The following is a 16,190-nucleotide window of genomic DNA, read 5'->3' on the forward strand; positions in this document are numbered from 1 at the left end:
CTTAACTATGAAACAAACCTAAAAAATAATGAAACGCCAGATTTCACAACTTCGTAAACTGTACAAAAAAAGGAGTAAATGGTATCAAATTTAAAATAAATGGTAAGTCCCAAAACTAGCAAAAGGCTTTTTCGGGACAAACCCATTACGTAGAAATACCTAATAATCAATTAGATAAACCAGCCTCTGCAACCAAAATCAGCATCGCCAATTTGATGGCAAGTGCCCCCGTCTCGTCATTGATATACCATTCGTCAAGTGCGTGTGCATTGTCAGATTTACCTCCTCTGCCAATCGTAATAGCAGGTACGCCCAAGGCAATCGGAATATTAGAATCTGTGGAACCACGTGTTAGCGTAGGCTGAGCATCAAAATATGAAGTAGCGGCTATGGCTTTTAGTATCAGCGGCAGGTTTTCACCCAATTCGCCTGAGGGTCTTTCGCCTATTTTTTCCAAGTTTAAAGTCAAAAGGTCTCCCTTTTTAACTTTCTTATTATAATCATCTAAGGCTCTCTGCATTTGCTCTTTCAAAATTCGCTCTATACCCAATAGCTTCTCTGGACTCACCGATCGCATGTCTATTTCCATCCAAGACTCAAAAGGTATGGAGTTCACTGAGGTTCCACCACCTACTCTACCCACGTTATATGAGGTCTTAGGTCCATTCGCCACATAGGCTCCAGCAGCAGTATCAAAATAGTCAATAGCTTTACCAATAGCATGGTGCGGATTTGCAAGTCCAAAAGCTCCCCACGAATGACCACCCGGGCCGTTAAAAGTGGCTCTATATCGCAAAGAACCCAAAGCCATATTGTTTATTCTACCAATGTCTCCACCGTCTATGGCTATATATGCGTCTATTTTTCTGTTTCCGTTTTTAAACAAATGCTTAACCCCTCTCAGGTCTCCAAGGCCTTCTTCGCCAACTACACCAATAAATATCACGTCGGCGTTTGTCATTACTTTAGCTTTTTTCATGGCTTCCATAATAGTCAAAACCATGGTCAAACCTCGGGTGTCATCACCAATACCGGGAGCGTAAAGCGTATCGCCTTTATATTTTACTTTCACATCGGTTTCTATCGGAAAAACCGTATCTAAATGTGCCTCCAAAACCACCGTTTTGCCTTTTATTTTTCCTTTTCTAAGTGCCAAAACATTGCCCACTTCGTCTACCCAAATAGAATCCGCTCCCGCGGCTTTCATCATTTGCATAAAACGCTCTCCTCTTTTTTGTTCCATAAATGGCGGAGCTGGAATCTCAGTAAGCTCCACGAGGTTTTTCATGGTTTGAGGTTCCAAATCCTGAATAATCTTAAACGCCGCTTGCACTCTTTTGTCTTTGGCGATGGCTTCTATTTCAGACTTATAAACGGCTTGAACCGAAACTTTTTTGTCGTCTTGAGCTTGAGAATAAAAACATACGAATAGTAAAATAGAGAGCAGGAGAAGTTTTTTCATGTTTAGGGTAAATCTTTGATTGATAAAATGGTTGGTCAAAAATAGAAATTTACTTTAAAAAACATACCTACAAACAAATTCATTTTGAAAAAAAAGAAAATTTCAATCCAAATGAAGCATTCTACTCTAAATGAGAGAAAAGTATTACAAAAAACGAGAAGTAAGTTTGGGGTCTGGCATCATGCAGCTCTCTTGCTTACCGAACCAGCGATAGCGGTTTTTAGCGATAATGTCGTAGACAAAATCTGTGACAGAAACAGGTAAAATAGAAAAAACCTTCAGGAACCGATAGTTTGGAAGGGAATCGATTATCTTAAAAACAGCTTGTGACTTTACGTAAACTTTGTTTTCATCCAAAAGAATAATGGAGTCGAGGGATTGTGGTATATTGGGTAACGACTTACGTGCGTTTTGGGAAAAATCAGATTGAAGTGAAGAAAATTTAAAGACGGAATTTGTGTCTTTTTTGATGATAAACTGCACAGCCCCGTTGCACAGGTTACAAACGCCATCAAATAATATTACAGGACTTGACATAAACAAAAAAGCCCCTTGCGGGGCTAATAATTAAAATAACTTTTCGAATGGCAATCTACTCAAAATCAAAACTAGAGCAAGACCAAAAAATATCATAGATACTTTAAACTTACGGCCATTGCCTATCGCTTTTTTAGACTTAGCATTACCAATTGTAGCTAACACCACCGCAATAATATTTGTAAACGGATGCTCTACCACAGCTTTTCTTAGTACGCTGTCTTTCATGGCAGCTCCCATGTCAGCAAAAGCAACTTCCGCAATAGGCGAAACCGCCAAAAGGATCAAACCTAGCAGCAACATGGTGTGGCAAGAAATCAAAGCAAAAACGTTTATTTTGCGGTGAGACTCTTCAAAAACTTTCTCCGAACTGGCACCAATGGCACCGTTTATGGTAGCATAAGCTAAAAGAAGTATCGCAATAAAAGCAATATAATGATGAAGCATCAAAATGGTACTGTACATATTTTGTTGGGTTTAAATTTGAACCAAAATTAAAGTTTTATTTCAAAAAACTCGACTAATGATTATGTTTTAGCTTAAAATTTAAATTAAAATCTATAAATCGGACATAATTGGCATTTATTAAACATATTTGAGTAACCAATGTTCGAGTTTTATTTAAAATTACCCTAAAAGAAATACGCTTATATGAAAAAATGGTATGAGTACATTCCTCATCCAGTCATAATGCTTTTTGGCATGGTGGTCATGGCCACATTATTGACACACCTAATACCAGCAGGAACGTATCAACGCACCGAAGTGGATGGCCGAATGCTGGTAGTGGCAGGTTCGTTTGGATATATTACGGGCAAAGGTTTATCTATTTTTCATCTATTTTTTGCTTTTCCAAAAGGATTTAAAACCGCAGTTGATGTGGTTTTTATTATACTTTCTAGCGGCATAATGTTTGGTTTCCTACAAGCCTCAGGTGCCATAGAAAACGCAGTTGGTACTCTGGTAAAAAAACTCGGAGACAAAAACAAAAACACCATTGTGGTGCTCATGACTTTGCTTTTTGGTATGCTGGGTGTGTTTATGGGTTATGAAAACAATATCGCCCTAATTCCGATTGCCGCACTTTTAAGTTTAGCCATCGGTGGCGACTTGGTTTTGGCGGCGGGCATAGCCGTAGGTGGCGTAACCATTGGCTTTGGCCTTTCACCTTTTAACGCCTACACCATCGGTACCGCTCACAAAATAGCTAACTTACCCATGTTTTCGGGTGCAACATTGCGGAGTGTGCAATGCGTGGTGGCATTAGTGGCTTTGGCTTGGTACAATGTGCGGTACTATAAAAAACTACAGCTAAACCCCGAAAAAGCCATAGGTTTTGGTTTAGACCAAGAGGGTTTATCGCTTTCGAAAAGTGTAAGTGAATATCATTTAAGCACAAAAGACATCCTAATTTTGCTCCTTTTTGTGGGCATGATTGCAGGCATGCTCATAGGGGTTTTTAAGTACAATTGGTATTTATCCGAAATCTCAGGTTTGTTTTGTTTTATGTCTGTGGTTATTGCCGCAATAAGTAGATTAGACACCGACACAATCGGCGAGATCACCTTAAAATCCGTGGCTGTGGTAGCACCTGGAGCATTTATGGTGGGCTTTGCTTCTACCATAAAAGTAATATTAGAGGATGGTCAAATAAACGATACTATCGCTCATCATTTGTCGCAAATACTAGTTGGTTTACCTACTTATTTAACCGCCATTGGCATGGTAATTACACAATCTATCATGAACTTTGCCATTCCTTCGGGTAGCGGACAGGCATTGGCTACTTTACCCGTGCTATTGCCTGTGGGCGAGGTTCTGGGCTTAACCAGACAAACTGTGGTATCGGCTTTTCAGATGGGCGACGGGCTCACAAACCTCATAAACCCGGCTTTGGGAGGGCTAATCGCCATGATAGGCATGTGTAGAGTTCCTTTTGACAAGTGGGTCAGGTTTATTTTGCCACTTTTAGGATTACTTATAATTTTAGGATTTATATTTATTTGCATAGCAGTAGCTATTGATTTTGGACCAAAATAAAAAAGAATGAAACTTCAAAAAACTAAAGAAATATTAACAGACCTCGTAGCTTTTGACGTCTTAGGAGGCCAAAGTAACTTGAGTATTTTAGCATATATAAAAAACTTTTTGAGCGAGCGAGGCATTGACTTTCAGTTGGTACCTAATCCCGAAGGAACCAAAGCATCACTGCATTGCAGAATAGGACCTGCTGTAGACGGCGGCGTGATACTCTCTGGTCATACGGACGTGGTGCCCGTAAAAGGCCAAGACTGGCAAACGGCTCCCTTTGAGCTCATTGAAAAAGAAGACAAACTGTTTGCCCGCGGCTCATGCGACATGAAGGGTTTCTTGGCGTGTTGCCTTGCCTCGGTAGAACTGTTTCAAAAAACAGACCTAAAAAAACCAATTTACTTTGCGTTTTCGTATGACGAAGAAATAGGCTGCTTGGCAGCACCAGAGCTAGCTAGAGCCATAAAAAGTCATTACACAGAAAATATAAAATATGCACTCATTGGCGAACCTACTATGATGGTGCCCATGGTTGGCCAAAAAGGGATTTGTGTATTAAAAACTACCGTAAAAGGCTCGGCAGGGCATAGCAGCAGAATAAAACAAGAAGTGAGTGCCATACATGTGGCGGCAAAACTGGTGGTTTGGCTGGAAAACAAAATGGACGAATTGGTAGCCAAAGGCGAAACCGACGACCGCTTCAAACCCAATCACACGTCTATTCATATTGGTAAATTTAACGGTGGCATTGCACCCAACGTTATTGCAGACACATGCACCTTTTATTGGGATGTACGCACAATTCCCAAAAGTAGCCTAACCGAAATCATGGCGGACTTTGAGGCGTATTGTGAAACGCTAAAATCAACGCTAAAAGAAAGGTTTGCTGGTGCTGAGATTATTACCGAAATAGATCATCCGGCGGTGCCACCTCTTGACACACCCGAGCACCTTTCGGTGGTAGCTTTGATAAAGAAAATATCAGAAAACAATACTTTAGATACTGTATCTTATGCAGCAGAGGCGGGTCAATTTGCCGAAGTGGGATTTGAGGCCGTGATTTGTGGCCCCGGAGATATAGCTCAGGCTCACCGTGCAAACGAATTTGTGGCTATTTCTCAATTGGAGAAATGCCTAAAAATGTTAGAAAACTTGGCGGTAGAGCTTTCATAGTCTCAATCCATTTAATAAATATGTAAAGAAAGTGAAGGTATCTAAAGCCTAAAAGGCCAATTTTTCGTATTTTCAATATTAAATCACTTTAAAAAATACGTTCTTAAGTACGCCATAAATAAATTGATGACTGATTTTCAGGAAATAAATGATATAATAAATAGATTTGAACCCATTTTTTTGGAAGAGCTCGGTGCGGCCAATCTGCAAAACAGAGTAGACACCAAATACATGATTCCTTTCGTTGAAATACAGGATATATTGCTCCAATGTGAAGGAAAGTTTAAGATTTTCGAAATAAACAAACAGCGGCTGTGTGGTTATGAGTCCCTATATTTTGACACCGAAGATTTGCTTTTTTATCAGCACCATCAGCGACAAAGAGCAAACCGATACAAGGTTAGAAAAAGGCGGTATTTGAGCAATAACTTGAGTTTTTTGGAAGTAAAGTTTAAAAATAATAAAAATAAGACCTCTAAAAAGCGAATAGAGACTGAAACTGAAGAGATAGGGATTCTAAATTCAAAACAGCTCGATTTTTTAGACCAAACGGTGAATCATGAAGCCTTAGATTTAAAAAAACAAATCTGGGTTAACTATAACCGCGTGACCTTGGTAAACCCTGAAAAAACCGAACGAATAACCTTAGATTTTAATTTAAATTTCAAAAACAGTACAGATACTATCACGCTTTCGGATATCGTGATTGCTGAAGTAAAACAGGCCAAAGTTTTTGACTCTTTTTTCCCTAGTTTATTAAAGAAAAAAGGAATCAGACCGGGAGGTATTAGCAAATATTGCCTCGGAACCATTAGTCTTAACAAAGATATAAAGCATCATACTTTTAAACCGAAATTGCGAATTTTAAAAAAAATAAGCCAACAATATGCTCAATACGTTTAATATACTTTTACAAGGAACAGACATTTCCTCTAGCATTTTCTCAGATTTGCCCAATGCTTTTTTCCTTCGGTTTGCGATAGACCTAGTCACGGTTTTTGTACTAATCAGAGGGATATATTACACAAGCTATAAAAAAACTGACCTTTTCCTTACGTTTTTCTCTTTTAACCTTGTCATTTTTTTGGTGACATTTATGCTTAACAAAGTTAACCTCAGCATGGGAGCTGCGTTTGGTTTATTTGCGGTATTTTCTATTCTTAGATTTAGAACAGAGGGTATCGGCTCCAAAGACATGACCTACCTATTTTTGGTGATTGCTTTAGGCCTAATTTCCGCCGTAAGTGTAGGTACGCCGCTTGAGCTTTTGCTGCTCAATAGTGTAATATTAGTAGTGGTAGTTTTCATAGAAAAGAAAATATTTTTTCAAAGAGAAGCACATAAGAAGCTGATATATGACCGACCAAAACTATTGGCTCCAAACCTCAAAGCTGAACTTTTAGAAGACATAAAAACCAAAACTGGGTTTCCGATTCACCGGGTAGAAGTTTTGGAAATTGATTTAATAAAAGACTCGGCACATATTTTGATTTTTTACTACGATTAAGTTTTTTTTGGCATTAATTAAAAATACGGACACAATAATGAAAACTACAAATTTCAGTTCTTGGAGAATGTTGACAGTGGCACTTGCCCTAATGACGTTTTCGGCAAAAGCACAGTTGGGCTCTCGGTTTGTGATAGAAGCAGATAAGCGGATTACAAAAAAAATAAAACTAGATGGAAACTTACAGATGCGAAATGTGGACTTCGCATTTCCTGCTGACAAATACATTGGCGAATTGGGTGTTGTATTCAACCTTCCAAAGGGATTTGAAGCCGATGTGTACTACAGATATATTCACGACTATAAACCCAAAAAGGAAACCTACAGCCCCAAGCACCGTTTTTATGGCGATGTGAGCTATAAAAGAGACCTTACAAAGAGTATAGAACTTCAATATAGAGTTCGTTATCAAAATCAGTTTAAAGACACTGACGGAGAGTTTGCTAATGATAAAAGTTATGTTAGAAACAAACTGGAGATAGCCTTTCCAAATAAATCAAAATTTAAGCCTTCGCTCTCAGCAGATTTGTTTTACCAGTTGGGATATACCTTTGACCAAGTCAGAATTAAAGCAGAGACCAATTACAAAGTAAAAAAGGGTCAAAAAATTCATGCAGCGTTTTTTACAGACCGCTCACTTAACAATGATTTCAACACAAACTATGTGATGCAGCTCGGCTATAGTTTTAGTTTCAAATAAATTTCATTGTACTTTATTGAAAAAATAACACCACTTAATTATTTTTTATTCAAAATATTGCTAATCAGCGAATTGCTAGGTATATTCAGCATCAAAACAGATGAATATGCAAGCAAAATCTACCCTCCAATGGTTTTTAGTGACCTTAGTGATTTCAGTTTTGGCTTTAGTGGGCATGCTCGCTATTTTTCCTGAGCTTGGCCTCCATGACAGACTCCGGTTTATCAGCAGCGGAATCTACGGAAAAGATGCCTTAGATGGCCCTTTTAGTATGGTTACCCAAGGTTTTTTATTTCACTTTATCATCACATCTATCTGGACAGGAAGTTTCTTTATGCTTTACCCGGGTTTTAATTTTCAGCAACCAAACTGGATTAAAACAGGCGTAGTATTTGGCTTGTTGGTTTGGGGAATCATGAATTTTGCGGTTGTGCCTATTGCCATCACCAAAGACTTCCCTAAAGCATTGGATTTTCTCGGTAAAAGCCTCGCCATGCATATCTTGTTTTTCGGCCTGCCTTTAGCTTTAATTTATATCAAATATTTATATCCCAAAAAACTTAAGATAAGTTAATCTTTCGGATTAAAAATATGCACATCTCGCTGAGGGAAAGGAATAGAGATTTTGTGTTTCCTAAATTCATCATCGATGTCAAATCTGAGTTCAGACTTAATAGAAGGTGCCGAAAACGCATCTGCTACAAATATATACAACACAAAAATCAGGGCAGAATCACCGAAGTCGGAAAACTCCACTTTGGGACTTGGTGTGTTTAATATATAATCGTGTCTTGTAGCAACTTTTAACAGAATCTCTTTAACCAATTTCGTATCTGAACCATAAGCTACCCCGATTGTAAGGTCTTCTCTTACTATGGCACTATTTTGTGTCCAGTTAAAAAGCACTTCGGTCAAAAACATGTGGTTTGGAATCACCATTACTCGTTGGTTACGCGTAACGGCTTTGGTAGACCGCAGACTAATTTTTTCAACTTTGCATACTTTCCCGTTAATTTCTATCACATCGCCTACATGGAGCGACTGATCGATAATGATCAAAACACCTGAAATAAGATCTTGGAAAAGCTGCTGCAATGCAAAACCCAAACCTATGAAAAGAGCCGCAGAAGCAGTCAAAAACACGCTAATGTTTACCCCTGTGGCGTTGAGGGTAAACATTATCACGAAAATATAAACGAGATACTGAATAAACTGAAATATACTGATAAACTTATTTTTGTCTTCAGCAGGCAGATTTCGCGTTACAACTAAGCGAATTAATTTTAGAATCAAATTAGTAAGTACAAATGCTACAATCAAAGCAGTCACAAGACCAATCGTAATGTTGATGTTGCTGGACTTGTAAATACTGTAACTTAAAATACTTTTTATTTGATTCAAAAATTCCATGTTTAGGGGCTTTGGATTATAGATTAAGAAAATCAGTTTAGCGATCTTCAACAATTAAATAAAGCCAATTTAAATCAAAAAGTTCTATTTTAATCTTATTTCTACGCTTTCGTTTATTTTTAAAAATCACAAAGGGATGTTTCCGTGTTTTTTCTTTGGTAAATGGTCGACTTTGTTTTCTAACATAGTAAAGGCCTTTATGAGCTTGGTGCGGGTTTGACTTGGCAAAATCACTTCATCAATAAATCCACGCTCGGCTGCTTGAAAAGGAGTAGCAAACTTCTCGGCATATTCATGTTCTTTCTTTATAAGCTTTTGCTCCGGATTCTCAGCTTCCGATATTTCTTTTTTAAATATAATTTCAGAAGCACCTTTGGCACCCATTACGGCGATTTCGGCTCCCGGCCACGCAAAGTTTAAGTCTGCTCCGATATGTTTTGAGTTCATTACATCATACGCACCACCGTAGGCTTTTCGAGTGATAACCGTTACTCTTGGCACTGTGGCCTCACTTAGGGCATACAATAACTTGGCTCCGTTGGTGATAATTCCGTGCCACTCTTGGTCGGTACCCGGCAAAAAACCAGGAACATCAACCAACACACAAAGCGGAATATTGAAACAGTCGCAAAAACGAGTGAATCTCGCTGCTTTTTTTGAACTGTCTATATCTAAAACCCCCGCTAAACTTATCGGTTGATTAGCCACTATACCGATGCTTCTTCCGCCTAAACGAGCAAAACCAACTACTATATTTTCTGCGTAGTCTTTGTGAACTTCCATGAAACTTTCGGCATCAAAAACCTCCGAAATAACCTCACGCATGTCATAGGGTTGGTTGGCATTTTCGGGTAAAATAGTATCTAGAGCAGGTCTTGTTTCGTCTTTGAGTTCATAAGGTAATTTAGCAGGCGAGTCCTCACAGTTTTGGGGAATATAACTGATTAACTTTTTGATATTCTGAATACACGCATAGTCATTGGGCGAAGTAAAATGCGTGACGCCAGACTTGGTAGCATGGGTACTTGCTCCACCTAGTTCTTCCGAGCTTACTTCTTCATTCGTTACGGTTTTTACCACATTGGGCCCTGTCACAAACATGTAACTGGAGTTTTCTACCATCATAATAAAATCTGTAATGGCTGGCGAATACACCGCACCACCCGCACATGGCCCCATTATGGCAGATATTTGGGGGATTAGACCTGAAGCACGTACATTTCTATAAAAAATATCGGCATAGCCGCCCAAAGACCGTACTCCCTCTTGGATTCTGGCACCGCCCGAGTCATTTAATCCGATTATGGGAGCTCCATTTTTCATGGCCATGTCCATAATCTTACATATTTTTTCGGCGTGGGTTTCTGAAAGTGACCCTCCAAAAACTGTAAAGTCTTGTGAATACACATATATCAAGCGGCCGTCTACGCTTCCGTATCCGGTAACTACTCCGTCGCCATAAAAAACCTGATCTTCCATGCCGAAGTCTTTGGTTCGGTGTGTGACCAAGGCACCAATCTCTTCAAAAGAGTTTTCGTCGAGCAAAACTTCAATTCGCTCCCTGGCAGTCAGTTTGCCTTTTTTATGCTGCGAGGCTATTCTTGCTATGCCTCCACCAAGTTTTGATTCTGCTAACTTTGACTCTAGTATATCTATTTTCTGCTTCATTTTCTTAAATTTCTTTTAGCAATAAACTAATAATATCAACCCCTGCTTGTGCAATAGGCGTACCCGGGCCGAAGACCCCTTTTACCCCTGCTTTGTATAAGTAATCATAATCTTGCGGCGGAATAACCCCACCAACAATTACATAAATGTCTGGTCTACCCAGTTCTGCCAATTTGCTTATTACTTCAGGCACTAAGGTTTTATGCCCCGCCGCCAGCGAGCTAATACCCACCACGTGCACATCGTTTTCTATGGCTTGATTTGCCGCCTCTTCGGGGGTTTGAAACAAGGGACCTAAGTCTACATCAAAACTAATATCTGCAAAACCAGTAGCAATTACTTTGGCTCCTCTGTCGTGACCGTCTTGCCCGAGTTTAGCTATTAAAATTCGAGGCCTTCTGCCTTCTTTTTCAAAAAACTCAGCACTCAAAGCTTTCGCTTTTTCAAATACTTCATTGTTGTTCATAGCTTTTGAATATACCCCTTTCACTGACTGAGAAATAGCTTTATATCTTCCAAAAGAAACTTCAAGTGCATCTGAGATTTCGCCCAGCGTACATCTGTGCCTGGCGGCTTCAATGGCAAGTGCCAACAAATTCCCCTCGCCGGTGCTGGCCGCCTGCGTTAAGTTTTCCAAGGCACGTAAACAAGCCTCTTGATTTCTTTCTTTTTTTATTTTTTCTATAAGAGCTATTTGACCTTCTCTTACTGCTACATTATTTACTTCTAAAGTACTTAAAACAGTGTCGTCGTTTGTTTTAAAACAATTTACACCTACAATATTAAGCGAGCCGTTATCTATACTTGCTTGTTTGCGGGTAGCTGCTTCTTCTATTTTTAGTTTCGGAATTCCCTTTTCTATGGCTTCTGCCATTCCACCTACTTCTTCTACTTCCTCTATTAAATCCCAAGCCTTTTTTACCAGTTCTTCGGTAAGTTTCTCTACATAGTAGGAGCCCGCCCATGGGTCTATGGCGTTTACAATTCCACATTTGTCGCTTTGTAGATATTTCTGAGTTTCTCGGGCTATTTTAGCCGAAAAATCTGTTGGCAAAGCAATGGCCTCATCTAGGGAGTTAGTATGCAAAGATTGAGTTCCACCAAAAACGGCTGCCATGGCTTCTACCGTGGTTCGGGCAATATTATTGAAGGGGTCTTGGGCCGTTAGACTCCAACCCGAGGTTTGGCTGTGGGTTCTAAGTGCCATCGACTTTTTGTTTTTCGGACCAAAGTCACGTACGATTTTTGACCAAAGCAAACGTGCCGCACGCATTTTGGCTATTTCCATGAAAAAGTTCATGCCTATTCCCCAGAAAAACGATAACCTAGGAGCAAAATCGTCGATATCAAGACCCGCTTTTACGCCTGTTTTAAGATATTCTAATCCGTCTGCAAGCGTATACGCCAGCTCAATATGAGCAGGAGCACCAGCCTCATGCATGTGATATCCGCTTATACTAATTGAATTATATTTGGGCATATTTTGAGACGTAAACTCAAAAATATCCGCAATGATTCGCATAGAAGCTTTGGGAGGATATATGTAGGTATTCCGTACCATAAACTCCTTCAAAATATCGTTTTGGATAGTTCCGCTGAGTTTGTCCATCGAAACTCCTTGCTCTTCGGCTGCTACTATAAAAAACGCTAGAACCGGCAGCACAGCCCCGTTCATAGTCATAGAAACCGACATTTGATCCAAAGGAATTTGGTCAAAAAGGATTTTCATATCCTCTACAGAATCTATCGCCACACCTGCCATTCCAACATCACCTTTTACACGCGGATGGTCAGAATCATACCCCCGATGCGTAGCTAAGTCAAACGCCACAGAGAGCCCTTTTTGGCCTTGAGCCAGGTTTCTTCTGTAAAATGCATTGCTTTCTTCTGCCGTAGAAAAACCTGCATATTGACGGATTGTCCACGGTCGGTTTAGATACATACTGGCATATGGACCACCCAAATAAGGCGGAACGCCAGACTTAAACCCCAAGTGACCGAGACTTTCGAATGTATAGTTTTTCTGAATATCTATACCTTCAAAAGTATCCGATGCTTTGCCCATTATAATTTCTGGAGCAGGAAGTGTAATGTCTATATGTTCGAAACTTGGCCTTTTCATCTTGTTTTCCATTTTGAATCGCCCATTTCAGGAACAACCACTTTTTTGTTAGCGGCATTCCAATAGGCAAAAGCTAAGAGAGCGGCTTGTTCGGCTTTGCCTTTTTGCCAAGCTTGTGCCTGCTCTTTACTAAAATATTTTTTAACAAAATGCGTATCAAAATCTGCTGAAATAAACGCCGGATGGTCCATCACAAAGTGCCCAAAAGGCAGCGTAGTGAAAAAGCCCTCTATTTTGTACTGACTAATTGCTTCCTTCATTTTTTGAATAGCCTCATTTCTAGTGCTGCCATAGGTAACCAGTTTTGCTATCATGGGGTCATAGTATATCGGAATATCCATGCCCGACTCGTACGCATCGTCAAGTCTGATACCTTCGCCTTCGGGTCTCTCGTATTTGGTAATGGTACCCGTAGATGGAAGAAAATCGTTCAGCGGATCCTCGGCATAAACCCTTAGTTCCATCGCATGTCCTTTGATTTTTAAGTCTTCTTGTTTAAAAGCCAAGACTTCACCTTGAGCTACTTTTATTTGTTGCTCTACCAAATCTACACCTGTAATATACTCGGTAACAGGATGTTCTACTTGAAGTCGGGTATTCATTTCTAAAAAATAAAAATTTAAGTTTTCATCTAAAAGAAACTCTACGGTGCCCGCTCCCACATAATTACATGACTTGGCTACTTTAACAGCCGCCTCCCCTATTTTTTTTCTTATTTCTGGGGTCAAAATTCCTGAAGGAGCTTCTTCTATTACTTTTTGATGCCTACGCTGAATACTACACTCTCGCTCAAATAGATGCACAATATTGCCGTGCTTGTCGCCCAACACCTGCACTTCTATGTGCCTTGGTGAGCCTACATATTTTTCAATAAAAACTGAGCCATCTCCAAAAGCAGAAACCGCTTCAGAAATAGCTCGGGTCATTTGTTCTTCAAACTCTGCTTCGTTTTCTACCACACGCATACCTTTACCTCCGCCACCGGCACTCGCTTTTATCAGTATTGGAAAACCGATTTCTTTGGCTATTTTTTTAGCGGCAGGTATATCATCAATGGCTTGATCGGTGCCCGGCACCATCGGTATATCGTATTTTTTGACGCATTCTTTGGCGGCAAGTTTTGAGCCCATCAGGGTGATAGAATCAGGATTTGGCCCAATAAACGTAATTCCCGCTGCTTCTACTTTCTCTGCAAAAATGGCATTTTCACTTAAAAACCCATAGCCAGGATGGATACCGTCTACCCCAAGCGAGAGAGCTTCTGCGATGATTTTATCCATGTTTAAATATGACTTGCTAGAAGCGGCTTCGCCCAAACAAACGGCCTCGTCTGCAAAACGAACATGAAGGGCATTTTGATCAGGTTCTGAATAAACGGCAACCGTTTTAATACCCAGCTTTTTTATGGTTCGCATTATTCGCAGAGCTATTTCACCCCTGTTTGCCACCATTATTTTTTTTAAATTCGTCATATATAATTTTCAAATTAAATATTATCCTAATTTTCTAAATTCAGCCCAGACTTTTTCATTGAGTTCCGATGCCAAATTGTCTATAAAATAACTCCCCACTGAAGCATCTATTACCTCTTCTATGAGGCTCTCTTGTTGCAAAACATGTTGGATATTTCGGGTAATTCTACTTGCAAACTGAGACCCATATTGGGTTTGATCATAATTTAAGTCTTCAAAACTGAGCATATCGGCTCCACCGATAACCGATGAAATGGCGATTTGAGTATAGGCGATGGCTTGAGCATTCGGGTCGGCTTCTTGGTTATTGGCTTCGATTATCACCAATAGATTTTGTACCGTAGGTTTATTATACGTTTCTGCGATTTTGAACCACAAATGCTTCAGAACTTTTACTTGAACAAGATTTAAATAAAAATTCTCTCTTGATTTTAAGGCTACAATTGGTTTTGAAATAGATTCGGTAAGTAAGATATTTTTTTCTAACTGAAACAAAACCTGAGCTAAATCTGCATGAATGTTATCAGTTTGAGGCATAGAAACTTCTAAATTTACCTTTGTATCAAAAAAAGAAAGATTGCTAAATGAATAATTTAGAGCATCAAGTTTTAAGTCATTACTTTTTATAAAATCTAAAAAGTTATTAGAAAATTCTTGGTGCCAATTAGCTTCTGAAACAAATACAAATCTCAAATATATAAACTCTAAAATCACACTATCAAACACTTGCTCAAAATCCTGAACGGACCAAAGTTTATCTATTTTAATGGCTAACGCTGAAGCACCGCCAGCCAGCGATTCTAGAATAGTTGCGTTTAAATTTCCTAAATCTACTGGGTCAATCTCTTGGCAAATCCACCACGGCTTGGCTCTACTTATAACTCTAATCGGGTTTTCAACACGCTTCTCAAAACTTTGAGCCCCGTTGAGACTCAAACCCTTCACCGCTGGTTTTTCTCTGTAATCTGAGCCTAGCTCTTTTTCTAAAATAGTTTCCCATTTGGCGAGTGGCATATTTTCAAAATCTACAAATAAGTCTCTCATGCTAACTCAATCATTATTTGGCCTTTGGTAATTGCCTGCCCTTTGGCAACATGAATTTTCTTCACTACGGCTTCATGCGGCAACTTGATCACATTTTCCATTTTCATGGCTTCCAAAACCAAAACGTTTTCATTTTCAGCTACCGTTTGACCTTCTTCTACAAAAACATCTATAACCAGTCCCGGCATTGGAGCTTTAAGTACTTTTATTTTGTTGGCTTTGGCCGAATTAAAACCTAATGTTTCAATCATCAAGTCAGTTTCTGATTTTATTTCCACCAAAAACTCTTCACCATTTAAATCTACTAGGAGCTGACGAGCCACCATAGCGTCCACACTCACTTTTCCTTTTATTATTCTTTTATCAACCAAAACTTCAGTTGAATCTGCGGAAGTCTTTAAAATACCCATTTCATTAATCTTTTGGGTATCAAATGAAAACTCATAGCCTCCAGATTTTATTTTTATTTGATTCATCAGTTAAAATTTAACTCGTTTTGAAATCATTTCTCTAAATACATTACACCGCTAAGGACAAAAAAACTAGAATTGACAGCTAAAATCAAGATTCAAGAAAAACTACTGCTTTCCTTCTTCAACCTCAACCGTTGTATTATTCACATTTAGTCAATTTTATCTATTTATCAGATTTTAAGCCATTTACATAAAAAACAGAAAATACCAACTTGTCATTTATTAAAATAATACAATTTTAAAATTATATTAACCTGTTTTATTATTGCCAACAAAAACTCTTAATCTTTAAATAAACAGAACAAATATTAGTAAAATCATATTTAAAAACAATATTTTTTGAATAAATGTTTAATTTATGCTAATAGCGAAGTTTCGCAAATACCAAAAATATAAAAAAAATGCAACTTTGAAAATGACAATTATCATAAAACCTTTGTCATTAAATTCAAAAAGTATCGAAATGATCTTCGTTCGATTTTCATTTTTAAGAAAACGCAAAAAACACAGATTGTAATACTATAAATTTAGCCAAATATTTAAAATATCCAACTTCATACTTCAAATATTAATATTTAAAAATAAAACAAT

The 16,190-nt window shown here is 38.7% G+C and carries 15 protein-coding genes; 6 read left to right on the forward strand and 9 right to left on the reverse strand.

Annotation, left to right across the window (positions count from 1 at the left end):
* Positions 1-166: 166 nt before the first annotated feature.
* The 3 genes from ACFOOI_RS09630 to ACFOOI_RS09640 form a co-directional block, all read right to left on the reverse strand.
* Positions 167-1,462 carry a M20/M25/M40 family metallo-hydrolase gene (locus ACFOOI_RS09630; protein ID WP_379837439.1) on the reverse strand — a complete coding sequence of 432 codons (1,296 nt, stop codon included), beginning with the start codon at positions 1,460-1,462 and terminating at the stop codon, positions 167-169.
* Positions 1,463-1,606: 144 nt separating this feature from the next.
* A complete protein-coding gene (locus ACFOOI_RS09635) occupies positions 1,607-1,999 on the reverse strand; it encodes a thiol-disulfide oxidoreductase DCC family protein (RefSeq protein ID WP_379837441.1) in 393 nt (130 codons plus the stop codon).
* Positions 2,000-2,029: 30 nt separating this feature from the next.
* Positions 2,030-2,464 (reverse strand): hypothetical protein, encoded by a 435-nt coding sequence (locus ACFOOI_RS09640; RefSeq protein ID WP_379837443.1) that lies wholly within the window; start codon positions 2,462-2,464, stop codon positions 2,030-2,032.
* A 186-nt stretch (positions 2,465-2,650) separates the two neighbouring features.
* On the opposite strand from ACFOOI_RS09640, the gene ACFOOI_RS09645 reads away from it, so the two are divergent.
* From ACFOOI_RS09645 to ACFOOI_RS09670, 6 genes are all read left to right on the forward strand, one after another.
* The gene (locus ACFOOI_RS09645) at positions 2,651-4,039 is read left to right on the forward strand and encodes a YfcC family protein (protein ID WP_379837445.1); all 1,389 of its coding nucleotides are present in this window, start codon (positions 2,651-2,653) and stop codon (positions 4,037-4,039) included.
* A gap of 6 nt (positions 4,040-4,045) precedes the next feature.
* Complete coding sequence (gene argE, locus ACFOOI_RS09650; RefSeq protein ID WP_379837447.1) at positions 4,046-5,203, forward strand: acetylornithine deacetylase; 1,158 nt, start codon at positions 4,046-4,048, stop codon at positions 5,201-5,203.
* Between the two features lie 126 nt (positions 5,204-5,329).
* Positions 5,330-6,106, forward strand: a complete 777-nt coding sequence (locus ACFOOI_RS09655) for a polyphosphate polymerase domain-containing protein (RefSeq protein WP_379837449.1) — start codon at positions 5,330-5,332, stop codon at positions 6,104-6,106.
* Complete coding sequence (locus tag ACFOOI_RS09660) at positions 6,090-6,710, forward strand: DUF4956 domain-containing protein (protein ID WP_379837451.1); 621 nt, start codon at positions 6,090-6,092, stop codon at positions 6,708-6,710. The genes ACFOOI_RS09655 and ACFOOI_RS09660 overlap by 17 nt, the downstream gene beginning before the upstream one ends.
* Positions 6,711-6,747: 37 nt before the next feature.
* On the forward strand, positions 6,748-7,410 hold the full coding sequence (locus tag ACFOOI_RS09665) for a DUF2490 domain-containing protein (RefSeq protein WP_379837453.1): 663 nt from the start codon (positions 6,748-6,750) through the stop codon (positions 7,408-7,410).
* Positions 7,411-7,516: 106 nt separating this feature from the next.
* Positions 7,517-7,984 (forward strand): hypothetical protein, encoded by a 468-nt coding sequence (locus ACFOOI_RS09670; RefSeq protein ID WP_379837455.1) that lies wholly within the window; start codon positions 7,517-7,519, stop codon positions 7,982-7,984.
* Here the strand turns inward: ACFOOI_RS09670 and ACFOOI_RS09675 are convergent.
* The 6 genes from ACFOOI_RS09675 to ACFOOI_RS09700 all read right to left on the reverse strand — a co-directional run bounded on the left by ACFOOI_RS09675 (position 7,981) and on the right by ACFOOI_RS09700 (position 15,602).
* Positions 7,981-8,820, reverse strand: a complete 840-nt coding sequence (locus ACFOOI_RS09675; RefSeq protein WP_379837457.1) for a mechanosensitive ion channel family protein — start codon at positions 8,818-8,820, stop codon at positions 7,981-7,983. The two genes, ACFOOI_RS09670 and ACFOOI_RS09675, sit on opposite strands and share 4 nt — an antisense overlap.
* A gap of 126 nt (positions 8,821-8,946) precedes the next feature.
* On the reverse strand, positions 8,947-10,488 hold the full coding sequence (locus ACFOOI_RS09680; RefSeq protein WP_379837458.1) for an acyl-CoA carboxylase subunit beta: 1,542 nt from the start codon (positions 10,486-10,488) through the stop codon (positions 8,947-8,949).
* Positions 10,489-10,492: 4 nt separating this feature from the next.
* Positions 10,493-12,610, reverse strand: coding sequence for a methylmalonyl-CoA mutase (gene scpA, locus ACFOOI_RS09685; protein WP_379837460.1), 2,118 nt, complete (start codon positions 12,608-12,610; stop codon positions 10,493-10,495).
* On the reverse strand, positions 12,607-14,082 hold the full coding sequence (accC, locus tag ACFOOI_RS09690) for an acetyl-CoA carboxylase biotin carboxylase subunit (RefSeq protein ID WP_379837462.1): 1,476 nt from the start codon (positions 14,080-14,082) through the stop codon (positions 12,607-12,609). Before accC ends, scpA begins: the two co-directional genes overlap by 4 nt.
* 21 nt (positions 14,083-14,103) lie before the next feature.
* Complete coding sequence (locus ACFOOI_RS09695; protein WP_379837464.1) at positions 14,104-15,126, reverse strand: methylmalonyl-CoA mutase family protein; 1,023 nt, start codon at positions 15,124-15,126, stop codon at positions 14,104-14,106.
* On the reverse strand, positions 15,123-15,602 hold the full coding sequence (locus ACFOOI_RS09700) for a biotin/lipoyl-containing protein (protein WP_379837466.1): 480 nt from the start codon (positions 15,600-15,602) through the stop codon (positions 15,123-15,125). Before ACFOOI_RS09700 ends, ACFOOI_RS09695 begins: the two co-directional genes overlap by 4 nt.
* Positions 15,603-16,190 lie beyond the last annotated feature (588 nt).

The sequence above is a fragment of the Lacihabitans lacunae genome (genome assembly GCF_042649125.1).
GTDB lineage: Bacteria > Bacteroidota > Bacteroidia > Cytophagales > Spirosomataceae > Leadbetterella > Leadbetterella lacunae.